General features: G+C 67.1%; 20 protein-coding genes. 18 read left to right on the top strand and 2 right to left on the bottom strand.

All coding sequences use genetic code 11. From position 1 onward, the window contains the following. Positions 1-94 precede the first annotated feature (94 nt). Entirely contained in the window at positions 95-1,309 is a 1,215-nt protein-coding gene (locus ACQPYR_RS23055) for a hypothetical protein (RefSeq protein ID WP_433621031.1), read from the top strand. Beyond that, positions 1,297-2,061, top strand: a complete 765-nt coding sequence (locus tag ACQPYR_RS23050) for a hypothetical protein (RefSeq protein WP_433621030.1) — start codon at positions 1,297-1,299, stop codon at positions 2,059-2,061. The genes ACQPYR_RS23055 and ACQPYR_RS23050 overlap by 13 nt, the downstream gene beginning before the upstream one ends. Positions 2,062-2,262: 201 nt before the next feature. Here the strand turns inward: ACQPYR_RS23050 and ltrA are convergent, their stop codons facing one another. After that, entirely contained in the window at positions 2,263-3,660 is a 1,398-nt protein-coding gene (ltrA, locus tag ACQPYR_RS23045) for a group II intron reverse transcriptase/maturase (RefSeq protein WP_433621029.1), read from the bottom strand. 604 nt (positions 3,661-4,264) lie between these two features. On the opposite strand from ltrA, the gene ACQPYR_RS23040 reads away from it, so the two are divergent. The 16 genes from ACQPYR_RS23040 to mobF all read left to right on the top strand — a co-directional run bounded on the left by ACQPYR_RS23040 (position 4,265) and on the right by mobF (position 23,725). Beyond that, positions 4,265-4,513 carry a hypothetical protein gene (locus ACQPYR_RS23040; protein WP_433621028.1) on the top strand — a complete coding sequence of 83 codons (249 nt, stop codon included), beginning with the start codon at positions 4,265-4,267 and terminating at the stop codon, positions 4,511-4,513. Beyond that, positions 4,510-4,971 (top strand): hypothetical protein, encoded by a 462-nt coding sequence (locus ACQPYR_RS23035; RefSeq protein WP_433621027.1) that lies wholly within the window; start codon positions 4,510-4,512, stop codon positions 4,969-4,971. The genes ACQPYR_RS23040 and ACQPYR_RS23035 overlap by 4 nt, the downstream gene beginning before the upstream one ends. A gap of 106 nt (positions 4,972-5,077) precedes the next feature. Then, on the top strand, positions 5,078-5,563 hold the full coding sequence (locus tag ACQPYR_RS23030) for a hypothetical protein (RefSeq protein WP_433621026.1): 486 nt from the start codon (positions 5,078-5,080) through the stop codon (positions 5,561-5,563). Continuing rightward, entirely contained in the window at positions 5,548-5,757 is a 210-nt protein-coding gene (locus ACQPYR_RS23025; protein ID WP_433621025.1) for a hypothetical protein, read from the top strand. The genes ACQPYR_RS23030 and ACQPYR_RS23025 overlap by 16 nt, the downstream gene beginning before the upstream one ends. Before the next feature lie 17 nt (positions 5,758-5,774). Continuing rightward, a complete protein-coding gene (locus ACQPYR_RS23020; protein ID WP_433621024.1) occupies positions 5,775-6,446 on the top strand; it encodes a hypothetical protein in 672 nt (223 codons plus the stop codon). A 48-nt stretch (positions 6,447-6,494) separates the two neighbouring features. Further along, on the top strand, positions 6,495-7,076 hold the full coding sequence (locus ACQPYR_RS23015; protein WP_433621023.1) for a hypothetical protein: 582 nt from the start codon (positions 6,495-6,497) through the stop codon (positions 7,074-7,076). Further along, positions 7,073-8,017, top strand: a complete 945-nt coding sequence (locus tag ACQPYR_RS23010) for a bifunctional DNA primase/polymerase (protein ID WP_433621022.1) — start codon at positions 7,073-7,075, stop codon at positions 8,015-8,017. The genes ACQPYR_RS23015 and ACQPYR_RS23010 overlap by 4 nt, the downstream gene beginning before the upstream one ends. A gap of 610 nt (positions 8,018-8,627) precedes the next feature. Continuing rightward, the gene (dprA, locus tag ACQPYR_RS23005) at positions 8,628-9,512 is read left to right on the top strand and encodes a DNA-processing protein DprA (protein WP_433621021.1); all 885 of its coding nucleotides are present in this window, start codon (positions 8,628-8,630) and stop codon (positions 9,510-9,512) included. A 93-nt stretch (positions 9,513-9,605) separates the two neighbouring features. Continuing rightward, positions 9,606-9,842 (top strand): hypothetical protein, encoded by a 237-nt coding sequence (locus ACQPYR_RS23000; protein WP_433621020.1) that lies wholly within the window; start codon positions 9,606-9,608, stop codon positions 9,840-9,842. 132 nt (positions 9,843-9,974) lie between these two features. Beyond that, entirely contained in the window at positions 9,975-11,636 is a 1,662-nt protein-coding gene (locus ACQPYR_RS22995) for a hypothetical protein (protein ID WP_433621019.1), read from the top strand. A gap of 435 nt (positions 11,637-12,071) precedes the next feature. Continuing rightward, positions 12,072-13,259, top strand: a complete 1,188-nt coding sequence (locus ACQPYR_RS22990; protein ID WP_433621018.1) for a DUF4192 domain-containing protein — start codon at positions 12,072-12,074, stop codon at positions 13,257-13,259. 183 nt (positions 13,260-13,442) lie between these two features. Continuing rightward, positions 13,443-13,988, top strand: coding sequence for a single-stranded DNA-binding protein (locus tag ACQPYR_RS22985; RefSeq protein ID WP_433621017.1), 546 nt, complete (start codon positions 13,443-13,445; stop codon positions 13,986-13,988). Between the two features lie 114 nt (positions 13,989-14,102). After that, positions 14,103-14,684, top strand: coding sequence for a hypothetical protein (locus ACQPYR_RS22980; RefSeq protein ID WP_433621016.1), 582 nt, complete (start codon positions 14,103-14,105; stop codon positions 14,682-14,684). Between the two features lie 369 nt (positions 14,685-15,053). Next, entirely contained in the window at positions 15,054-16,628 is a 1,575-nt protein-coding gene (locus ACQPYR_RS22975) for a hypothetical protein (RefSeq protein ID WP_433621015.1), read from the top strand. Positions 16,629-16,727: 99 nt separating this feature from the next. Continuing rightward, entirely contained in the window at positions 16,728-17,117 is a 390-nt protein-coding gene (locus ACQPYR_RS22970) for a hypothetical protein (protein WP_433621014.1), read from the top strand. 572 nt (positions 17,118-17,689) lie between these two features. After that, entirely contained in the window at positions 17,690-23,725 is a 6,036-nt protein-coding gene (mobF, locus tag ACQPYR_RS22965; protein WP_433621013.1) for a MobF family relaxase, read from the top strand. A 234-nt stretch (positions 23,726-23,959) separates the two neighbouring features. Here mobF and ACQPYR_RS22960 read toward each other — a convergent pair whose 3' ends face one another. After that, on the bottom strand, positions 23,960-24,328 hold the full coding sequence (locus ACQPYR_RS22960) for a hypothetical protein (RefSeq protein ID WP_433621012.1): 369 nt from the start codon (positions 24,326-24,328) through the stop codon (positions 23,960-23,962). Positions 24,329-25,022: the final 694 nt, after the last annotated feature.

The raw sequence follows: 25,022 nt of genomic DNA, 5'->3' as shown, positions 1-25,022 counted from the left end.
TCTCCACCTCACCTGTCAAAGCCCCCGCACCCCACCGGTTTTCCGGCGGTTGTGCGGGGGCTTTGCCGTTCCCGTCGAAAGGTCGTGATCCCCCATGCCCACCACCACCGTGCCCGATACGCGCTGTGAGGACTGCGCGCTCATCGTCGCCTCGGACACTGTCGTCACCCTCGTCGAAGGCGACCGGGTCTGCGGTGACTGCGCCACCGGTCTCTCGTTGTGCGATGGCTGCGCCATCCACACCCGTGAGGTCGGCTACACGGTCACCGACACCGCGCTGTGTCCTCGCTGCCTTGACGGTTGGTCGCGTTGTGACCGCTGTGATCTGTTCACCCGCGATATCACCGCGGTGATCGACGGGCCGGACGTGTGCCCGACCTGCGTCGAAAATTACGACCGCTGTGATGAGTGCGGCGCGTACGCCGACCACACCGAGACCGTGCAGGGCGGCAACGAGGTGTGCTCGACGTGCCGCTTCGATGACTACCACTACTGCGAGGACTGCGACACCCTCATCCCGCTCAGCGACGACCGCTGCGACAACTGCTACCACGAGGGCGGCCACCACCTGGTCCACGACTACGACTACCGCCCGCAACCGTCGTTCCACGGCGAGGGCCCGCTGTTTTTGGGCATGGAACTCGAACTCATCACCCCCCATTCGCAATTCGACGACGCGGTCGAACTCGCGGTCGCCGAGCTCGGGGACCTGGGTTACCTCAAAGAGGACAGCTCCATCAGTCCGTGCGGGTTCGAGCTGGTCACCCACCCGATGTCGTGGGACTACGCGCGCACCCGGTTCCCGTGGCAGCTGTTGAACAAGCTGCGGCTATTGGGTTGCCGCACCGACAGCAGCGTCGGGATCCACGTGCACGTCTCCCGGGCCGGGTTCTCTTCCCCCGCCCACATCTACCGGTGGTTGAAGTTCGTCTACCGCAACGAATCTCAGGTCATCACGCTGGCGCGCCGCCGCTCGCGTGATTGGGCGGAATTCTCCCCCGAAGCCCGCTCGAGCGCCGCCGAATTCGCCAAGGGCAGCACCAACGGGTGGGGCCGCTATCAGGCCATCAATGTCTACCCCGCCCACACCTTCGAACTACGCGTGTTCGCCAGCTCCCTCTACCCGCGCCAGGTCAAGGCCGCGCTCGCGTTCGCCGCGGCGTCGGTCGAATACACCCGCACCCTCACCGCCGCGCAGGTCGCGCGCCGCCGCGGCTGGGAGTGGTCGGCGTTCACCGCCTGGCTGTCCACCCGCCCTGACTATGCCGATCTGCTCACCGAGTTGGAGGTCCTGCAATGTGCATGCTGACATTCCTCAAGCCAGGCGCGGCACCCGACATCACCGCGCTGCGCAACGGGGCCTTGTCCAACCCGCACGGGCACGGCTACGCCCTGATCACCGCGGACACGATCACCACCGGCCACAGCCTCGACGCCGAGACCGCGATCGGTGAATTCGCCGCACTGCGTTGCGAATACCCCGACGGTCCGGCGTTGTTCCATTCCCGCTACGCCACCCACGGCCAGCACACCCTCGACAACTGCCACCCCTTCACCGTCGGCGGCGACGAGCGAACCGTGCTCGCCCACAACGGGATCCTGCCTCCCAATGTCCACCCCGCCCCTGGGGACGAGCGTTCCGATACCAGGATCGCCGCCGAGGATTTCTTACCCACCGCGCCGTTCGGGTCGCTGGACTCCTGGACCGGGCGTGAGGGCCTGGAGAGGTGGCTGGGCAGCGACAAGATCGTGCTGCTCACCGTCGATCCCGCCTACCGCCACCGTGCTTACCTGTTCAACGAGGCGCGGGGACACTGGGACACCGACACCGGGATCTGGTACTCCAACCACGACTACCTCGATGACCGCTGGGGCTACGTCTACGACGGCGAACTCGACTACTGCTTTTGCTGCGGCGAAGACGACAGCGAACGCCTCGGCCCGCACTGCACCTATTGCGGATTCTGCGCCGACTGCCACCAACTTTTCCCCCACTGCGCCTGCCCCGACCTCGCGGGCCACCAACGCTACGCGGACCTGCTCGACCTCGAAAACGCCTGAACCCCCGGCACTTCCCCCACCCCGCCCCACCTGCAGTCGGGTCGGGAACTGGAGTAGTGAATGATCACTGACGGTAGGACCCAGGGCCTTCGTGCCGCCGGTTTCCCGGTCGGTTGTGCGTCCCCTGGTGTCCGTGGTCAGGCAGTGACCACTCCAGCTCCCGCCACGTCAAACCGTGCGTGCGGTTCTCCCGCACACGGCTTACCTACGCCGTTCACCGCCGGCATTCGGTTTCTCCCGCCAGGGCTTTCCCGCCCTGGGTGCGATCACGATTCCCTTCAGGCTCAGCAGCCCGCACTGGTACAACGACAGGTATTTCACGACGGATCGGCCGAAACCGCGTCCGCGTTTGTGCCGTTTGCCGATGAACAACGCGAGCCGATCACGTGCATGGTCTTCGATCTTGGCGAAGCGGACCGTGGAATGGCCATAGCGGAAATATCCCGCCCAGCCCCGCAAGAACCTGTTCAGATCCTCCACCACCGCCTCGACCGGCAACAACAACCGGGACCGGAGCGTCAACCGCCCGATCCGTTCCCGAGCACGCCGCATCGCCTGATCACTGGGCCAGCGAGCAAGGAACTCGACACCACGACGGCCACGCACACCCCGAGACCGCACCATCCGATGATGAAAGCCGAGAAAGTCGAAACCCTCTCCGCCCACCACCAATTCGACGATGCGTGTCTTGGCTTGCTTCGGTTCCAGACCGAGTTCAGCCAGCACCAGGCGCAGCCGCGCGTGCGCGTCTTCGGCCTGCTGCCGGGACCTGCACACCACCACAGCGTCATCGGCATACCGGACCAGCACCCCGAAAGCACGCGCGTTCCACATCCGGTCGAGCCGGTGCAGATACACGTTGCACATCAACGGGCTGATCGGTCCTCCTTGCGGAGTCCCGGTTACCCGATGCCGCACCATACCGGACTCCATCACTCCCGCCCGCAGCATCGCGCGCAGCAGCTTCAGCACCGACTGGTCACACACTCGTTCCTCGACCGCTGCCATCAACCCCTCATGCGGTATCGCCGAAAAGCAGTCGGCGATATCGGTTTCCACCACCCACCGGCGGCCCCGCCACGTCTCATCGACGAGAACTTGGAGCCCATCATGCGCCGAACGTTTCGGGCGGAACCCGACACTGCACGGCAGAAAATCCGCCTCATAGATCGGCTCGAGCACGATCTTCAACGCGGACTGCACGATCCGGTCACGAACAGCGGGAATCGACAACGGTCGTTGATCTTTCGTCCCCGGTTTGGGGATATACACCCGCCGCGCCGGAAGCGGCCGATACGACCCCTCCCGCAACTCACCAGCCAGTTCGTCCACGAGCCGGTCAGCGCCGTACTCGTCTTCGATCCAGTCCAAGGTGATCCGGTCGACACCCGGTGCACCACCATTGGCGCGCACCGCAACCCAGCCACGCCACAAGACGTCTCTGCGCAAGACCTTGTCCCACAACGCATGAAACCGCCGCCCGGGATCGGCCTTGGCCGTCCGGTAGAGCGTGTGTTGCAGGGCACGCACCTTGTCCAACGAAACCTTGCCTGCGGCAACGGCTCTGCTGTCGGCGGGACTAGCCTTCACGGCACTCACCGGGCACCTCCATCTACATCAACACGCATCGACGAAGTAGTGGCCCTTCCCTCACCGGCGGTTGTGTTGTCCGCCCGGCTCAACCGGTACTACGACCACCTCCGACTCCCTTCCGGCTGGCTTCCACTTCCCGGCTCGTCACCGGTTATAGGTCACCGAACTCCACCCGCATCACGCAGTCGGGTGGGCCGGGGAGGGCCTCTCCAGTTCCCGCCATCACTATCCGAACGTTCCGAGCCCCTTACGCCGGGGAGTCCTTCACGGCTGCACCTTCAGGATCTTCACCGCTTCCATGGCCTTCGCCCTACTCCTCCAGGCTCGGCACTCCCTTGCCCCACCCGTCACCGAGTGGGTGAGATAACGACGCGGCAGGCTTCACTTCACGTTACGGACCGTTCGGTTGCACACCCCGCCACGCGGGATGCTCGACGCTGGGCTTCGACACCGCCCGTTTCCAGACGACACCGCCAGCCTGCTACCGGGCCTCCTGACAGCTACCCGGACCGGACTTCCACCGGCAAGCGACGACGAGCTTACGAATCAGTCGTCAGTCATTCACACAACCAACCACCTTTCCTACTGGACACACAGGAGTACCTCTGTCATGCCCTACGGCCTCAACCCGGCCAGCGTCCTGATCCGTGTCCACGACACCAACGACCACCAGGTCATCGCCAGCACCGACGAACACTGCGTCCGGATGCGAATCCGCGACACCGACAACCTTGCAACCGAATGGCTTAACGCTGATCTCGCCCCCGAGACCCCGACCGCGGCGATCGCGACACGACACCGGCCCCGCCCGGTGCGGTGGCTCACGCCGCGGCGCCGGTGGCGGGCAGCGAACCGATGAGTGGACACCACACCATCGCCGAGACGGGAGCCCAGACACAGATCCGGCTCCGGGGGCACCTCCTGGATCGCCTCGACACCCTCGTGCGGGAGGCCGCCCCGTGGGACGGGCTGCGCCGCCTGCGCCAAACAATCGCGCAGCGGGTCGCCGAGCTGACCGATCCCGACACCGACACCGGCGACGACGGTCACGGTGGCAGTGGCGGTGAGGCTGCCGATCCGGTGATCGTGCTCATCACCGTCGAACTTCATCGGCTACGTCGCTGCGGCTCCGTCGCGACGATCACCACCCGCGGCGGGCACCGCCACGACCGCGTCCACGTCGCCGCGGTCCACCGCCACCACACGGTCCTGCACCGCCTCGGTGGCCACGACCGAGTTCTGCTGCCGCTGCGGTTCATCGAAGCAGTCCACCCCCACACCCCCGCCACGACCGACACGGAGCCCTCACCCCGATGACCAACCCGTTGCACACCGACCGCGACCAGTTCCTCACGCCGCTGCTCACCCACAGCGACATCGCCCCTGTTCCGAAAGCTGAGGGGTGATCACGATCGGCACTGACTTGTCTTCCTACAGCGCGCGTATCTGGGTCTATCCGCGCTACGCGCCGTACCTGCCCGAGAGCGGGCAGGCGCTGTCGATGCTGGTGGTGGGATATCACGCGGCGTTTGCCACCGGCCCGCGACCGGACACCCCCATCGGGGTCTTCGACGGTCTGCCCACCCGCACCCTCATGCGGGGCAGCGCTGCGCTGGCGTTGGTGCGCGTCGAGTACGCCACCGAAATCACCACCGTCACCCCCGATGGTGGCAGCGAGATCAGCTGGGCCCCTGACCCGTTCGGTCTTGAGTGGCCCGAGTTCGGGTGGCGGCTGGTCCCCGCACAACGCACCGATAGCCGGTGGGTGATCGCGCACGGGTGCTGGGCCGCCGGTGGCCGACAAGGCGTGCTGCCGCGCTCACTCACCACCCAGGTACCCGGTGCCCCGACCGTGGTCACCGTCCACGACCACGACCCACACACCGGAAACCGATGGCCGAGCACGTGATCGGCCACATCGGCGACCTCATCGCCTGGATCGAGGCGAACCTGCCCGACCTCGACGAGGAGCGCTTCCACCCCTGGAGCACCGGCCCCGCCGCACCCGGCGCACCGACAGCCCGCATCGAGGTCGGCATCCACAGCCCCGGACACCCCAACCGGCGGGTCAGCGTCGCCCTGACCGCCGAACCTGTCCACTGAAAGATTCGAGGTGAGCATTGACTCCCACACCGTCGTCTGCGACCGGCCCGGACCGGGTCCCGGTCCCCGCACGCCTCACCGGCGCTACGCGTGCGCGGGGACTGGTCGTCCCCCACATCACTCTCACCCATCGTGACCCCGCGCGACCGGTCTGGGGGATGCTCGACCCGCGCCGCGCCTGGGAAATCTTGTGGGGCACGCGGTGTCAGATCTGCGGTCAACGGCTCGAGGACCGGGTTATCGTGTTCATCCGCTCGATCGACTACCTGCGCGGCCTAGCGGTCGAACCGGGTTTGCATCCCGAGTGCGCGCACTACAGCCGACTCGCGTGCCCGATGCTGGCAGGACAACAACACCACTACCACGCCAACCCCGCGGTGCGCTTCGCTCACTGCGACGACACGGACTGTGAATGCCGGTACTGGCAGCCCCGCGACCCCGACCCTCGTGAACCGTCCCGCGCAGCCCGACCGGCCGAAGCCTGGTACGAGGCATGGCTGCGCATCGATGACTACCGGATCGTCGACGACCCCGGCAGCGAGCACACCGCCCCCGCAGTCGGAGTGAATCTCACCGGTGTCCGGTTCCTGAAGCTCCGCAAGATCCGCGACGCCACCGCCCCCTCCGGAGATCAGCCGCCGGAACCGTTGGCGGTGCTGGCCGCGCTGCGCAATGTGTTCGGGATCTGACCAGACCACTAATCCGTCCATCCACTGTGCGAAAGGAGTTGCGCTGGTATGGATTTCCTCGACCTCACCCATCAGGTCGCTGCCGAGCTCGGAGACGGGTGGCGTGCAGAGCGGGGATACATGACCCGCCGCCACGCTGTGCTCGCCGGCCCGGCGGACCAGTCGTTGACGATCACCCACGGCGATGATTCCTCACGCCACGCCGATCACGGCCGTCTGCGCATCGAAGGCACCTACACCCGGTTCAGCGCCCACCGCTATCGCGGCGACCCTGACCATGTCATCACCGTCGCCGCCCACCGGCCGCCCGCCCGGATCGCCGCGGACATCGCGCGACGTCTGCTCCCCGGCTATCAACGCACCCTCGACGGATACCGGGCTAGGGCCTGCGAAGACGCGGCCGTCCTCGCCCGCCGCGACGCGGTGCTCGACGAGTTGGCCGCCGTGCTGGCACCTGTCCATCGTTCCCGCGAGGGCCGGATCGATTTCGGCGATCTCACCGACCCGGTATCGGCCTCGATCCGGGTGCTTCGCAGCGGTGAGGCCGAATTGAAACTGCGCCTGGGCCGCGACCGCGTTCTCAACCTCGCCCACCACCTCGCCGCGCAACGCACGATAGGAACGCTGTGAACCCCGCCCCGCGTGCCGCGGCCGGCGCGCGCGAACACCACTGCCCCGACGCCGCCACGCGGGTCCGCGTCGCGATCCACAGCGCTGCCCGCGGGTTCCACGTGTTTCCCTTACACGCGGGCAGCAAGGCACCCGCGATCGAGAACTGGGAGAACGCCGCCACCGTCGATCCCGCCCGCATCCGCTCGTGGTGGCTGCGCTGCCCCGAGAGAAACATCGGTATCGCCTGCGGGCCCAGTCGACTACACGTGCTCGACCTCGACACCAGCCACGACCAGCCCCCACCCGCGCGGTGGGCCGGTGCCCGCGACGGCCGCGACGTCCTCGCACGCCTCGCTTCCGAAGCCGGGCACCGGGTCCCGGTGCCGACCTTCGCAGTCGCTACACCCTCGGGCGGGATGCATCTGTACTACCGGCCACCCCCAACCCCGTTGTTGCGCAACACCATCGCCCGCCTCGGGTGGCGCATCGACAGCCGCGGTATCGGCGGCTATGTCGTCGGCCCCGGCTCCGCGCTGCTGTCGGGGCGGTATCAGGTCCTCGACGACCGCGACCCGATCCCGCTACCGCGCTGGCTGGCCGTACTCCTCGCACCACCGCCTCTGCCACCGCTGCTGCCGGTGGGGTCGGCTGCCCAGATCACACACCCGGACGCCTACATCGCGGCGGCACTGCGTAACCAGGCCGACCGGATCCGGTTCGCACGCACTGGTACACGCCATCGCGCGGTGTTGCTGGCCGCCAACAGCCTCGGGCGTCTCGTCGGGCAGGGACTGCTCGACCGCGACCACGCCTACTGCGTCCTTTCCGATGCTGCGGCACAGCACGTCGGTATCGACGGATTCACCGACGCCGAAGCCGCACGCACCATCGGCGACGGCCTCACCTACGCCGCCACCCACACCAGCCGGTCGCCTGACCGCCGCACACCAGAGAGGTAGCAGCACCCACCTCGGTTCACCGCCCGCCAGCACTGAACATTTTCGCTGTGCCGCTGCGGGGTCTGTAGATGCGGTTGCAAACCGGGTCGATTCACTCTGTCTGTCCATCCTTGCGGCCCGCCGCAGCGACCATCGGCGATCCTCACCGCGCGAACACCACCGCCGCCGACGAGTGCACCCGGCACTGTCGACGCGTTTCGGGATAGGTTCCGGAACTGGCGAGTACCGCCGTATCCCGCTGAGGCCGGCGTTAGTCTGGACAGCAGGGGTCGGGGTCGCCCGGGGGTAACGCTTCACACAGCCCACTGATCGGTTCCGATGCTGCCCGCGTCCATGCCTTTTCGGTCTTGGCGCCGAGGCGCGAGAGTGGATGCACGCCAACCCCTCCGGAGTGTATCCACTATCTCCCCTCCTCCGCGCCGGACACCTTTTGCGTTCTGTGCGGCCGCCGCCCTCACATCCGCACACCCCGGCGTCTGGTCGCTCGCCGACTTTCGGCCAACTCGCTGATTCGTGCCCGGCCTCGCCCACCCGATGGCGGCGCACCCGGATCCGGTGTCGCCATCGGCCTGAGCCGCACTTCTTTCACCATTCCCCAGGGAGGACCACCGTGGCCGCAGCCGCACCTTCGCAGGAACGCCAGCTCACGTGGGCGATCCTCGCCCGCGCCGTACTGCACAGCGTCAACGGTGTGGGCGCGGCGCCGGGTGATCTCGACTCGGTCGAACAACTTGCCGACCAGCTCACCGGTCGACGACCGGACCCGATGTCCCGCACGACCGTCGGGGAGCTGGCCGCCGAGGATCTCGAACGCGCAGCGAAAGTAGGGGCGCGGCTGCTGACCCGTGACGACTCGCACTGGGCGGCATTGGGATTCGACGATCTCACCGTCGCCGACGCCGCTCCGGTCGCGGTGTGGGTCCGCGGCCACGGTGTGCCAGCGACCGCGCGCAGGGTCGGGGTGGTCGGGGCGCGGGCGATCACCGAACGCGGCGAACGGATCACCGCCGAGATCGCCCGTGTGTTGGCCGAGCGCGACTGGCATATCGTCAGCGGCGGTGCCTATGGCGTGGACGCCCTCGCGCACCGGGCCGCGCTTGCCCACGCGGCGGGCACGACCGTGGTCCTGGCCAACGGCGTGGATCGCGCATACCCGTATCCGCATCGGGAGTTGTTCGACCGGATCGCCGAGTCGGGGGCGATCGTGTCGGAGTACCCGCCGGGCAGCGGACCCACCCGTGACCGGTTCCTGCGGCGCAACCGGCTCGTGGCGGCACTGTCGCATGCGGTGGTGGTTCCCGAGGCGGGTCGCTGGTCGGGCACCCTGAACACCGCCGGATGGGCCCACCGGCTGCACCGCCCGGTTTTCGCGGTGCCCGGACCCGCCGACGCCGCGGCCTCAGCGGGCTGTCACCGCTTGATCCAGGACCGCCGCGCCGAGCCGGTCACCACCACCGCCGCCCTTCTGGCAGCGATCAACTCACTGTCTCGCTGATCCCTCAGACGCGGCTAAGGCGTTTCCTCTCGCTGCCACCGCTGTCCATGGCGGCAGCACCCTCATCCGATTCGATTGTGTTGGAGGTTGTTGATGTCCTCGAATCCTGTTGCCGTGCAGACCATGACCCGCGCGGAGTATCAGACCCTCGTCGAGCGCGGCTATGCCGGTCCAGTCACCGCGATCCCTGACACACCGAGGCTGGAGGGCTGGCGCGCGCAGTTCCCGCACTGGCGCGCCCGGAACTGGACCTACACCAAAGACGAGCGCGGCGTGCTGCGGCTGGCACCGGTCAACCTCACCCGCCAGCGCAACACCCGCGCCGCCTGACACCCGGCCCCACCGCAGCCCCAGATTCCCAGGCGCGCTTGGGCTATCCCGTATCCGCATTTTCGGCGCGGCACCGCCCCCCGCTCGACCCGGGGTGCGGTGCCGCGTCGTCTGTTCTGTGAGGAGATCACCGTGAGCACTGCCTCGCTGTCCGTCGCCCCCGACACCAGCACCGAACAGCCCCACACGAGCCCCACGCCCGACATCGTGGATATCAACCGCACCGATGTGGAGCCCGACGCCCCCACTGATTCCGATCCGATCGTGTCACCGCCACCGCAGGCTGAGGCGGCGTACATGGATCCCAATGAACTGCTCATAGATGAGAACGTGCGAACGACGATCGATCTGGACGCCTATTCCAAGGAGAAGGCGTCAATCAGCATGTTCGGGGTACGCGCCCCGGCGTTGGCCGAGCGTGAGCCCGACGGGTCGGTGCACGTCTACGACGGCCAATTGCGGGTGCTGCTGGCCCGCGAGGTCGGCCTGGCGAGGGTGCCGGTGTGGATCACCGACGCCGACACGAGCGTCGACGATAACGAACGCCGCATCGCGCGCACGATCGACCAGATCAACCTCAACGATCGCCGGATCCCGTTACTCGATGCCGACCGCGCCAGCGGTGTCGCGCTCACCCTGGAGCTGGGGGCGAGCCCGACGCGGGTGGCCGAAGGGTTGCAGCGCAAGCGATCCGAGATCACCAAGACCGCCGCTATCGGGGCGTCGCCGACCGCGAAACGACTCCTGACCGAGGGACGGCAGCTCGATTTCGATCAGCTCGCGATCATCGCCGACTACGAACGCCGCGGCGACACCGATGCCGTGGCGCGCCTCGAACGCGCCGGACGCTACGACTTCACCTACGTGCACAAGCGCATCGACAACGAACGCGCCGCGACCCGCGCCCTGCTGCAAGCCGCACTCCCGTATGCCGCTTACGGATTCGGCATCCTGACCACCGAACCCGACACCGACACCGGGGTCGTGCCCGCCGCCACACTCACCACCTCCAACGGCGATCCGGTCACCACCGAGGACATCTATGCCGACCCGCAGCAGTGGGTGGTGTGGTTGACGGTGGAGAAAAACGCACTGCTCGTCGACAGGGAAACCGGTGCGCTCGTCGAATCCGAGGCCGTGGACTGGAACACCCGCGCCAACCCCGACGCCGACCCCGCCGAGGGACTGTGTCACGCCGAGTCGGTGCAGCGCGCGGATCGGTGGACCCCGACCTACTACCTGCCCGAGGATGCACTGGCGGGCAGCCGATTCCAGGTCGTCGTGGTCGAACCCGACCCGCAGATCGAAGCCGATGCCGCAGCCGAGCGGGAGCAGGCTCGGCTGGCGCGGCGGCGGGTGATCGAGTTGAACGTGCGCGGAGAGGCCGCCAACGACCGCCGCAACAAATTCCTGCCGCAACTGGTGGCCGGTGCCACCCTGCACCAGTCCACCGCCAGGTTCGTCGCCGAAGCCCTCGCGCACAAACTCAACCCCACCGAGCGTACGAAAGTGGCCTCGCTGCTACGGATCGACGCCTCAATCGAGGCGTTGGTCACCGCGATCAGCAACGCCTCACCCAACCGGGCGTGGACGATCGTGCTCGCCATGCAGCTCGCCTGCGCCGAACTCGAGATCGGCAAGAGCCTGTGGCGCGACGCCCTACCCGCCACACAGCGGTACCTGCGGTTCCTCCACGAGGCCACAGCCGATCCCGACATCGACTTCGCCCTCGTCGACGTCGAACAGGCCGCCGCCAAACTCATCGACTACCACGACATCGACATCGAGTCCTGAACCAGCACACCACAACCCGCACCGGCCCACCACGGAACTGTTCGTGGTGGGCCGGTGCTCCTCACTCACCCGAATAGAAACAGAACACCCTCATAGCCGCAGGCACCTGTCCTCATCGTGATCGGTTCTGACCGCCGACCCCGAACCGAAGCTCACCCGACATGGTGTGGCTGTTCGCTGTCCAACCGCATCGCCTGCCCCCCACGCGGCGGCCGCGGTGACGAACACGGACCCGACCGGCACCGCCACGACCGCAGCCGCGTCCACGCCGCGCACCGCCACGACACCGTCATCGGTCACGCCCGCGCCCGAGGTGTGCTGCCGCCGCGCCGATCCACCAAATTCATCGACCCCACGACCAGCCGACGCACTGACCGCTCATGCCGCAGGCACGCCCGGTCATCGCACACACATCCCGCGACCGAGAGGACTTCCATGTCCGACAACACCGATGACGCTCTATCGCGCCTATTCGATCAGCTGACCGGTGATCTGGATCGGGTTTCCCGGAATCGTGTTCCAGACGAGTCGCTGCATGTCGATGATGCCGGTGAATTGATCGCGGCGGTACCCGCGATGATCGGATTCGTCCCCGAACGCTCGCTGGTGGTGGCAGTACTTCGCGATACCGGTGATCGGCGGCGAGCACCCGTCATCGACGCGGTGCTACGGCTGGATCTCGACAACGACGACACCCACCCAGGTCGGGCGGATGCTTACGCCGACGCCGTCGCCAGCATCTGCGCCACCGAGGACGCGACCATGGTGCTCGCGGTCATCGTCGACGACCGGATTACTGAACCCCACGACACACAGCCCCAAACCCACTCGAGAATCGGGCCGTGGGCACGGCTCGTCGCCGAGTTCACCAGTTGCCTGGCCGAGGAGGACATCGTGGTCGCGGGCGCGTGGGCAGTCCGCGCGATCCAACCGCAGCAACGCTGGTGGGATCTGCTCGGACCCAACAGTCATGGGACACTGCCGGACCCGGCCACCTCGATGGTGACCCTCGCCCACGTGCTCCACGGGCGGCCGATCCGCAGCACCCGCTCCGAACTCACCGAACTGCTCACCCCCGACACCGACCTGGCCACCCAAGTCGCCGCGGATCTCGACGAGGCCCTCCGGCAGGCGCACGACCGGTATGCCGAGGCCGTGCGCCGCGGCGATCCCGACAGCTATCACCGGCAGGGGTTGGAGTGGGTGCTGTGGCGGGTCGCCGACACCGACTCCGGGATCGCGCTCACCGCCGGACAGTACGCCGAATTGGCTGCGGCGCTGCGGGATCGGATGGTGCGTGATTCGTTGTTCGCTCTCGCGGTGGGTGAGCACGCCGCGCCCGCCGAACGGCTGTGGGTGGCCTCGGCTCGGGCACTTTCGGGCTGCGACCGCGCTGATGCCGCAACACTTCTCGCCTACAGCGCCTACATCCGCGGCGACGGCCCGCTCGCCGGTATCGCCCTGCAGGCCGCTCTGCACGCCGACTCGACACACTCGATGGCCATCCTCCTCGAAACCTCACTGCGCAGCGGAATACGCCCACAAACCGTGCGCCGACTCGCCCACACCGGACGCGGCATCGCCGCCGACCTCGGCATCGATTTGGGACCGATCCCCCACTGACCCGGCGCGGCATCCACCCCTGCACCGGCCATGGGGATTCCTCGGCCACCGCGATGTCGGGTTCAACGACTCAACCCCGCCCGATTCACTGGCTGCCCTCACCGGTGGCCGCCAGCGCGGTCCGTGCGGGCCTGTGCGCGCGATTGCTGTTCTCATCCACTAACATTCGAAGGAGTACTCGGCATGGCTGCAGATACGGTCATCACCGTCAAAGGGAATCTGACCGCGGATCCAGAACTCCGGTTCACACCCAATGGTGTGGCGGTCCTCGATTTCACCGTCGCTTCCACACCCCGCTACCGCGATCCCAGCAGCGGGGAGTGGAAAGACGGCGAGGCGTTGTTTCTGCGCTGCAACCTGTGGCGCGAGGCCGCGGAGAACGCCGCGGAGAGCTTGAGCAGGGGCTCGCGCGTGATTGTGACTGGCCGCCTCAAGCAGCGCCGCTGGCAGACCCCCGACGGTCAGAACCGCACCGTCGTTGAGCTCGAGGTCGACGAGGTCGGGCCGTCGTTGCTTTTCGCCACCGCCAAAGTCACCCGCACCAAACGCGACACCAACGGCAACGGCTCATCCTGGGCCGGACGTTCGGATACCGGTGGCCGCTCCCGTGACCTGGTCGGCGCGGCAGCGGCCACCGGCAGCGGAGGGGGCGGGTCGGCCGATCCGTGGGCGGTGAACACCGCGGGTTCCTTCGGCGGCGGCACCAGCAACGACGACCCCCAGTTCTGACTTCGCCTTCCTCTCCACGGGTGTGGTGCCCGGTGGCTGTCGCCGCCGGGCACCAACGCCACCCGAGCCGAATCCCGCCCTGTCCGTTCCACTTCCGTGATCAGGAGAACTGTCGTGACCATTGCTTCCCACACCGCGATCGCGGTGACCTCTTTGTTGGCCGATATCGCTGCCCTCGACGAGCTGATCGACACCGATCCCTCTCGGGCCCGGCAACAGTTCCGGGATGCGTTGAAGACCCTCCCCCCGGCCGACTGGGGGTTTCTCGGTCTCATCCACCGTGGGTTCGCCGACTCCCCGGAAACAGCATTGGCGCGGGTGGTCTCGATCGCCAGCGCCCGTATCGGGGTGTCCGACACCGGATCCGTCCCCTGCACAGGTCCCGACGAGGGCCTCTACGCCCTGGCCGACGCCATCGAGATCCCGGTGGAAGTCGAGCTCGGTCCGTGGGCGCGCACTCCGGTCCGCGAGCCCGGTCACGATCTTCGCCTGCACGCGACCCCGAGTACGACCACCGACGCCAGGCGCGAGACAGCGGAGGCGTGCGCGGCTCGCCGCGCACGCCACACGCCCCACCCTCTCGGACCGAGTGTGTTGCGGCACCGTGCCCGCGACGAGCGAGCCGCGCAGCGTCGCCGCCGTGCCGAGGCCGACGCTGATGCCTACTTCGTGCAGCGTCCACCGTTGGTGGCCTGACCTTCCCGCCCAGGAAAGCAAGAAAAGGAAGGGGTTTGGGTTGGGTGTCCGGGGTGTTCGTCTGGTCGAGCGCCCCGCCTGACTGAAGGGCTACCAGGGCGGTGCGCGCCGCGCCTGCGGGCCCGCGCCCGTGCGTGCACGAATTTCCTCCGGCGCGACGCCCAGCGGTCTGGGTGTGGGTTGGGTTGTGTGCGCGCGAAATTCGCGCCCACCCGTTTCGGCGCGTTCCCTCCGCCGCGTCGTTCACCGCCCTGGTCGATCGCCCTTCAGGCGGGTCACCCGACCAGCCGCCCACCCCTCGTGTTGCGAAAAGCGCAGCGCGATTCCCGGGGTGGGTTTCGTTTTTCCTCGCGAGACAGGACATTCGTCATGCCCAGTGCTTTCCTCGATGCTCTGTTCCACCTGGACCGCCTCTTCCACGTCGACAGCCCGCGCCTCGCGCGCGAGATGTTCCCCGACGTACTCGCTCTCGCGTCACCGGCCCAGCGTGCGTTCCTCGACGAGCTCGCCGACACCTTCACCCGCTACCCGTTCGCGACCGCGCACAAACGGCTCGACGCGATGTGGAAGGCGGCCGATCCCGAACGCCGGGAGCTGATCAACCTGTGCGCCCCCGACACCGACCCTGGCCTGCACTCCCGAGAGCTACCGGAGATCTTCGAGGTCTCCTACACCGCCGCCGAGCTCCCGCCGATGCCGGTGCGCGACCGCTACCGGCCGCTGATCACCCACCGCGTCCCGTCGCGAGCCACCGACGCTGCCCGCCTCGCCCCCGACAAGGTCGCCGCGCGCACCCAAGCCCGTCCAGTCCCGACGCCGAGCATTCCTGGGGATCACCGTGCCCACCTGCTGCCGTATGCGATCGCGACCGAGGCAATCCTCACCGGGTACGTGACCGGCAGCATGTTCACCGACGGCACCACTATCGCCGATCCCAACGCCGCCCCCGAACCGCCGCAACGCCCGATCGAGGTTCCGGTGCCCGATCCCGATTCCGACGAGGAGCGCGCCAAGCGGCAGCGTCGTCGGTATGCTCGCGACCACGCCGAAGCCACCGAGCTGTGGGACCGCGTCTACGTCAACTATGTTGCGGGCCAGTACGACACCGAGCACCGCGCCGCGTGGATCGCCCAGCGCGAGGGCGCGCGCGACGGCGAGACGTTGGACGAACGCGCCAGCGACTACTTCGACAGCCACGACGAGACAGCGGCGCGGGATCGGCGCTCGCGCCGACGCGGCCAAGGTGGTGCGCCGAGGCGCAGTGGCCGGATCACCGAGGACGAAGCGAAGGCGTTCGCCGAGGCCCGCACCGGGTTGCGGGTGCGTGACGACGCGCGGCCGGAGATTCCGAACCAGGGCAACGGCCTCGACTACGACAACGCCGCGATGGTCCCGGTCATGGGGTGGCGGTGCGTGTCCTGCTTCATCGAACGCTCCATGACCGACCAGCGGCCCATCCACATTCGAGGCGGACAGTTGGTTTCCGACGACGGGCTCTGCGATTCCTGCCGCGCCGACGCACGGCCCGGGATCGCGCCGCTGCCCGAGGAGTTCACCACCGAGGATTTCGTGGTCTCTCGCTGTGAATTCCTCGCCGCTACCTACCCGGCCGGCGCGCACGCCCTGATCGTCGAAGTCTGGCACCGGGCGGCACCGCACCCGATCTGCCGCCACATCACCCGCTTCCTCGCCACCCATCCCGAGCTCACCCCGAACCCGGCCAAGCCGCTCCAACGCGCCACCGAGGTTGCCGCCACCGAGGTAGCACCGCGTCCCCGCGCCGCCGCGCGGAACCGGCGGGCGAAGTTGGGAGCCGATCAGCGTCACGGCCGCTGCGACGGCTGCACCCGCTACAGCGTCATCCACACCGACAACTACTGCCTCACCTGCCGGATCGATCTCGGCCTCGTACCCGCCCGGCCCCGTCAGTCCCAAGCGGCCTGACCCGACATCCGCTGTCTCCCTTTGATCGCCGGTCCGCCGTGGCTGCCTCGCGCCCACGGCGGACCGGTCCACCACCAACTCGAACCTCGAGGAGCTCTCGTGATGCACCGATACCCGACCGGCCTACGCCGCCTCACCCGAGCGTTGCGCCGCGCATTCGCACCGCACCGCCGTGCCGTCACCGTGCGGGTGTTCCTCAACCGCGACCCGCACTCCCTGCTCCACGGCTACACCCCCGACGCGCCGCTGGTCCTCGCCTACGAGTACACCGTCCCCACCGACGGTCTCGCGGCCGACGCGGTGATCCTCGAACGCGCCTTCGCCGCGTTCAACGGCCACCCCGAACTCCCCGACGACCACGCCCACGCCCACGCGTGGGCCGAGAAGCCGTTGCGGTCGCTGTCGGTCGGCGACGTCGTCGCCATCGAGGACCGCTACTACGCCTGCGAGCCCAGTGGGTGGACGCGCATCGCCGCACCACTCGACTGAGCGCTCGAACTGCGGACCGGACGCCACCACCGACATCCCCTCCCTCCCGCTCCGACTTGGAGGTACACGCCGTGCCCCACCCCTGGCTCGACTTCCTCTCCGACCACTACTCCTCGATCTGGGTCCTGTGCTGGTTCGCCATCTGCGTGCACTGGGCACGCCCCCTCACCGAATCTCGCTGCCACTGCCGGTGTTCCACCACCACCACCGAGCCCGGCACGAGGTAGTCCAGAACCGCTCGCGCACAGCGGCTCCCCGCCGCCCAGACCACCAGCGTCCCTCGCTACCCCGGTCCGTCGCGGTGCCCACTCCCGCGACGGACCGGACACCACCAGCTACCAGCGCCCCTTCAACCCAATCCCCTCCACCATCACCTCACAACTCGCCAGCCCCTCCACTACGCTCCCCATCACCACCCAGCGACTTCTCCTCCTCCTACTACTCACCTACTCCCCTCTCTTTATCTCTATTTCACAAGCACACCTCTTGCATCCAGGAGGTAACGATTTGATAACGACCTGGGAATATGCTTGATTTGACGAAAAAATAGTCAAATCCAACCCCTGGCGTAAATGGCCGGTGGGGTGCTTGATGGGTATATGACCGCGACGATTCATAAAGTCGCGGCAGGCAATGGGTATCAATATTATCTGCGCAATGTCGCCGCGAATGATGTTTCGGCTCGCGGCCGTTCCAGCCTCGCTGACTATTACTCAGCTCATGGGGAAGCTCCGGGCCGCTGGCACGGCACGGGCCTTGCCGCGTTAGGCTTGCAACTCGGTGAAGAGGTCACCGAAGAACAGCTGAAATCCCTGCTAGGACTGGGGCGTCATCCGAACGCGGAAGTGATCGAAGAACGTGTCTACGGCGCTGAGATCAACAAGGGTGTTACGCACAAACAAGCGACACAAGCCGCCGATCACGCGTCGCGTTTAGGTAACCCATTCCGGGTCTATGCGGAGGTTTCCGAGTTCCGGAAACGGTGCGCGAAAGCCTTCACCGAATACAATTCCGCGCACGGATTCGACCCTCACGACGCTATCAGCGATGACCAACGCGCGCGTATTCGTACTCGTGTCGCGTTTGAAATGTTCTGCGAAACCTACGATCGTCCGCCCTTGGATGCGCGGGAATTATCGGGGTGGGTGGCGCGTAACTCGCGCCCCAACACGACCGCGGTCGCGGGTTTCGATATCACTTTCTCACCGGTGAAGAGCGTCTCGGTGCTATGGGCGCTGACCCCGCGCACCGTCGCGGACAAGATCGAGCTCGCGCACCAGCGCGCGGTGCGCGACGCGCTCGAGTGGCTCGAGAAGCACGCGATCTTCACCCGGCTCGGACGCAACGGCGTGCGGCGGGTCGATGTCGAGGGCATTGTCGCGGCCTGCTTCACCCACCGCGATAGCCGTGCCGGGGATCCCGACCTGCACACGCACGTGGTGATCGCGAACCGGGTGCGCACGCTCGACGGAAAATGGCGCACCCTCGATGGTGCCGCGATCTACCACGCTGTGGTCACCGTGTCCGAGATCTACAACACCCGCTTGGAGCATCATCTCGAAGAGCTCGTCGGTGTGGAGTTCACCGAACGCGCCGGAACCGATCCGACCAAGCGGCCGATCCGCGAAATCGTCGGCATCCCAACCCGGTTGATCGAGGCGTGGTCGCGGCGCGAAGCCGCGATCAAAGAACGTCTGGGTGAGCTCGCCGCCGACTTCCAACACCAGTTCGGGCGCGAACCCATCCCCGGCGAAATCTATGACCTCGCCCAGCGCGCCACCCTGGAAACCCGCCCCGCTAAACACCAATTGCGGTCACTGGCCGAGCAACGCGCCAGCTGGCGGGCCGAAGCCGTCGCGCTGCTCGGCGGCCGGGAAGCGCTGTCACGAATGGTCGTGGGTGCATTGAATCCAATTCGTGCGCCGCGTGTTTCGGTGTCGGCTCAGTGGATCGCGCACACCGCCGAGCACGTGCTGGAGGTCGTGGCGGAGCACCGAGCGACCTGGCGGCCCAACAACGTGCGCGCCGAAATCGAGCGGCAGATCCGCGGCCGCATCCGAGGCCGGGATTGGGAACACGCCGCCGAAGCGGTACTGACCGAGGCGCTCTCACCGACCCAGTCGATCGAACGCGGCGACCCCGATATCGCGGATGCACCCGAATTGCGTAGGGTGCCCGAGCTGCTGCGTCGTCGCGATGGCTCCAGCGTCTACACCGCTGCGGGCTCGCGGCTGTTCACCTCGGCGCACACGTTGTCGGTGGAAAAGCAGCTGATCGAGCTGTCGGTGCAGTCCGGCGCCCGCCAACTCACCCCCGACACCGTGGCTGCGGCGGTGCGCGACTACAACACGCTGCACCCGAACAGGCCGTTGAATGCCGGGCAGGTCGGTGTCATCGAAGGCTTCGCCACCTCGGGGTTGCGGGTGCATACCGCCAACGCCCCCGCCGGATCAGGCAAGACCACTGCGATGGCCGTGCTCACCGACGCCTGGCACACCAACGGCGGACAAGTCCTCGGACTGGCACCCACCGCGTCCGCCGCCGCGGTACTGGGGGAATCGATCGGTGCCCGGGTCGAGACCGTCGACAAGGTCCTCGACGTCTTGTCTCGTCACACACCGCGTCCTGACAACCCCGCTGTGGAGCGTGATGTCCCACCGTCGCTGCCGGAATGGGTGCTGCAAATCGACGCCGACACACTGGTGATCGTCGACGAGCACGTCAAACTCGGCAACCTCAAACGCCTACGGCTGCTGCGGTTTCTGGCTTCTCGCGGGGCGACGATCCGCTGCATCGGCGACGATCAGCAACTGCCCGCGATCGACGCCGGCGGCGCCGACGCCGACATGAACGCCGCCGCACCCGAGCACACCCTGACACTGACCCACGTCGTGCGCTTCGCCTCCACCGCGGAAGCGACGGCCAGTTTGCAACTGCGCGAAGGCGATCCAGCCGCCCTGGGCTGGTATCTGGACAACGCTCGCGTGCACGCAGGCCATCACGGCGCGACCCACGATGACACCTACACCGCCTGGGCCGCTGACCATCTCGCGGGCCGCGACGCGATCATGCTGGCCGCAAACCACGACGTGGTGACCGCGCTCAACGCGCGCGCCCGCACCGATCGCATCGCCCACAGCGGTGGTGTTGTCGGCGCGGAATGCGAGCTCGCCGACGGTCTGTCAGTGTCGGTCGGTGACACGATCCGCACCCGCCGCAACAATCCACGCCTACGTCTGGGCGCACGTGATTGGGTGCGCAACGGCTACGCGTGGACCGTCACCGCCGTCCACGACGACGGCAGCCTGAGCGTCACGCACCTGCGGTCCGATGGAAAACGCGGTGCGAGTGTGCGGCTTCCCGCCGGCTATGTGAGCGCGCATGTGCGCCTGGGTTACGCCACGACGATCGATTCCGCGCAGGGAATCACCGCCGATACCTGTCATGTCGCGCTCACCGGAGGTGAATCTCGGCAGCAGTTGTATGTCGCGATGACGCGCGGTGTGTACGCCAACCACGCCTACGTTCCGACCGCGTTGGATGGCAGTGAGGGCTCGTTTTGGAGTGAACCGGCGGTGTTTCCGCGCACCGCGGTCGAAGTTTTGCTGCGCATCCTGGGTCGCGACGGCGCACAAAAGTCAGCACACACCCAACTACGTGACGCGCTCGACCCGCGGATCCGGATCGGGCGCGCCCTCGATATCTACCTCGACGCGCTCGGTGTCGCCGCCGAACACGCCCTCGGCACTGATGGCTTGGATCGTCTCGACGCTGCCGCGGAAGCTCTGCGCCCGCACCTCACCGACAGCCCCGCCTACCCGGTGTTGCGTCAGCATCTGGCGATGATCGCGCTGTCCGGGCGCGACCCTATTGAGGCCCTGCACACCGCCGCACGTGTGCGGGAACTCGACACCGCCGATGATGTTGCCGCGGTGCTGGACTGGCGTCTGGACCCCTCCGGCGCGCATTCCACCGGCACCGGACCGCTGCCGTGGGCACAAGGAATCCCGCGCGGTCTGCGCGAGGATCTCGACTCCACACAAGTCACCCCGCGTGCCCGCATCGTCGGCGATCTCGCGGCTCAGATCCGCCGCGACAGCCACACATGGACTCCGGTAACAGCGCCGCACTGGGCACGACCTCTCGTCGGCACCGATCCGTGGCTGCTCGGCGAGCTCGCGGTCTGGCGCGCCAGCCTGCATGTCGACGACCGCGACATGCGCCCCACCGGACCACCCCGCTACGGCGCGCTCGAACGTGAGCACAAACAACTCCTCGACGCCCGCGTCACTGACGCGCTCGGCGATATCGGTCTGCCGGTGAACAAATGGGCCGCCACCGTCGAGCGGTTGGAGGCCCGCGTCGTGGAAGACCCGTATTGGCCCGTCCTCGCGGACAAGATCGAAGTCGCCTCCCGCGCGGGAATCGACATCGAAATCCGGCTCACCGACGCCGCGGCGCTGCGCCCGCTGCCCGATCAGATGCCCGCGGCCGCACTGTGGTCACGCCTGGAGTTGGAACCCTCCGCACTCGACACCGGCCGCGGACACCGCAACCTGCGCCCGGACTGGATCACCGATCTATGCGCCGTGCTCGGCGACGAGGCCGCCGACCGCGTCATCGCCGACCCGGCGTGGCCGCGTGTGGTCGCTGCGATCGACCGCGCGACCGGCACCGACTGGACGCCCCAGCAACTACTCACCACCGCGCACGAACTGCTCCTCGCCGCCCAACCCGACGACACCTCCAGCCTGCGCCCCGACCAACTCGCTTCCGCGCTGGCCTGGCGCATCGACGCACTCCTGCACCACACACCCACCCCACACACCAACGCTCCCACCGCCGACGCGCCTGGTCGCGCGGATTCACCCGAGTCCACCACACCCCCTGATGTACCACCGCAACCCGAATACAACCAGGAAGGCCGCCAACCAATGCCCCCCGAACCCGCGTCACTACCGGCCTCCGAGGTAGACATCGGAACTGAAACCGACGCCGCTGAGTTCCCCGAACGTATTCGCGAGGTGGCCGAACTGTTCCGCACCGGCCAGATCGCCGCAGCCGTCGATGCGTTCGGCGAGCTCGCCGACATCGCCACCGACGAACAACACACCGTCCTCGCCGACATCGCCGAAACCCTCTATCGCAATGCCTTTCCCATCGCCCGCGCACGGTTGCGGTGGGCTGCCGAGCGTCTCCCTGAGCATCGGGCACTCATCGAGGCATGCACACCGGCCAGCGACCCGCACGTCTACCAAACCCCCACCCGCCCAGCCGAACCCATCTACCAGCGTGACCGACACCGCGAGGTCGCCCGTGACCACCCTGACCACATCAACCCCGATGCACGCCGCGAACAACTCACCGACGCACAGATCGATGCCCGCCGAGCCGAGCAGGGCTACCACGACAACCGCGCCGACGTCGACGACCAGCCCTACGACAACGTGGTTCCGGATGGAGTTCTGCATCACTACTACCGCGAGGTGTTACCCGATGCGCGGCCGAAGCACCGCCCACTCGATTACGACCGCGCCGCCCTGCCCGACACCCGCGGATTGGGCTGTGTCGCCTGCAGTCTCGAACGCACCCGAACCGACGCCTCCCCCATACCTCCGCGCCGCGCCGACGACGGGCTCTGCGGCGAATGCCGCGACGGTAACCAGCAAGGCATCCCCGACCACGATCCCGCCGACCACATCGCCGCACGCTGCACCCACATCGCCGCCACCAAACCCCCCGCCGCCGCTCTCGCCATGCTGCGCCGCGACTGGCGCGCCACCCCCAACCCAGCACACCGAGCCGCGATCGAAGCCTGGCTCCACGATCATCCACTTCCCGACACCACCCAGCCATCGCGCTCGGCCGACCCCGCCGATCCAGCATTCGACAATCCGCTCTACGTGCTCGCCGACGCTCAACTCGACGAGCACATCACCCAACTACACCAACGCCTCGCCCTCGCCGACACCGAGACATTCCTGTTCAACCCACCCCAGCACCCACCCGACCCAGACGATCTCGCCCGCCGCCACACCGCAGCACAACAGGCGATCCGCGACGCCCACACCGCCGACCAGCAACTCCACACCGCCGCCAAAGCCTTCCACGCCGTTGCGACCGAACTCCACGACGCGCGCGCCGATCTCGACGCCACACCCACCTACCGGCGCGGCCAACGCCGAGCTCTGCAAACCCGCATCGACACCCTGATCGCCGAACAAACCACGCGCAACCGCGAACACAGCACCGCACGCGCCGCCGCACGCCAGGCAAAACGCGACGCCATCCTGCTCGCCGGAACCCCCGACGGCTGGGACCAACTCCTGAACACCGCCTCTGAACACGCACTAGACACCGACCAACACCACACCGAAGCGGGAACCCACACCAGTGAAGAAGTCCGGACCCGCATCGCCGACATCAACCAACAGCTCGAGAAATACCACGCCGAGCAACGCCGCCGCCGCAACCTCAACCACACCCAGCTAGCGTACGAACAACACCATCGCCAGCTCATCGAACCGGCAGACGAACCCGGCCATGAGAACAGCACTGACCACCCCGAGCCTGTCAATCACCTTCCAGACGATGACCTCGGACTGTAAATACTGAACGAAACAGCAGAACCGTTGGTCGCTGACCTCGCCACCACTTATCCATGTGTCACGCGAAATATCGTGTCACGCCACGAGTCGGGCGCTGTTCATCCGAAACGAGCCGATACCGGCCACGGCTCCGCCGCATCCCCGAGCCCCACGACTAAGCACGGCCGCACCCGCCGATTCCGCACGCACCCGACACCACCCAGCCACACCGATCCCGAGACCTCCGCACTGTCGTTACGAGAGGCCGTCGTAGACATCCGCTGAATCGAGCAGGTTCGCCGCGATCTTGCATGCCTGTGTTTCTGTCACGCTGGTCAGCGCGTCCGGCAATATCAACTCCAGGAAAACATGCCGATCCCCGTCTACATCCGCCGCCTTCACTCGCACCCCGACCGCAGCCGACAGCTCGGGCCCCGACACCTTCACCGACACCACCGGACCGTAATGCTGCACCAGCGCACCCGGATCCGATGGATCCAGGTCGCGATGATCGACACACCACAACGGCCGACACATCGGCACCGCGGACGCGACACCACACACTTCGGTCCCGACAATTAACCACTCAGCCAGCGCACGCGCCTGCCCGGAGGTCAACTCCACATGACCAACCCCTGGCACGACGAGAGCAATTACGCGGTGCCGCACACCATCACAGTCCACGGCAGTCAACCGCACAAACACACGCCGCTGCGCACTCGACGAAACCATCCCCGAAACCGGAACCGACAATTCCGGACCGTAATGCACACAACAAGTATCGGGCTCATCCAGATCGCGATGCCACACACACCACACCGGACACGAAAGAACAATGGCCACAATCGATCCCCCCCATGGCGAACGAAGTCCGTCGGGCCTGAGCCCCACCGCAATCCACTGTAACCAAACTGACGCCAAACGGTGACCGCCGACCCATGACATCGATCTCAATGAGCTTGCACGCCAGAGACATAGCGGCAGACACAGTACAGCGTCTACGCCCATGACGACTGGTTCGACTCGAAAGAGCCACCTTCTGTCCGTGAACCGCAATCCCAGGTCCGCGCACAGTCCACCAATTATGGTGAGCGCGACACTGAGTCAGCGGTCGCCGTCTGGGCTTTCGTCGAGGAGCGGAACTTGTTCTACCGTGCCGCCAGCGCCGACTACGACGGTGACAAGGCCAGGGTCGACCACATCGTTGGCTTGGCGGGCAGGAAGATCACGGCCTGAAGGATGTAGCGGTCACCGCGGCGGCGAGTGCGCCGTGGAGCGGATGATCCGGCGCGGTGGTCAAAGTGGGGATGCATCGCAG

It is taken from the genome of Nocardia sp. CA-120079, from assembly GCF_050955745.1.
In the GTDB taxonomy this organism is placed as follows: domain Bacteria; phylum Actinomycetota; class Actinomycetes; order Mycobacteriales; family Mycobacteriaceae; genus Nocardia.
Note: the sequence above shows the minus strand (reverse complement) of the source record. Positions and strands in the feature narration are given on the sequence as shown.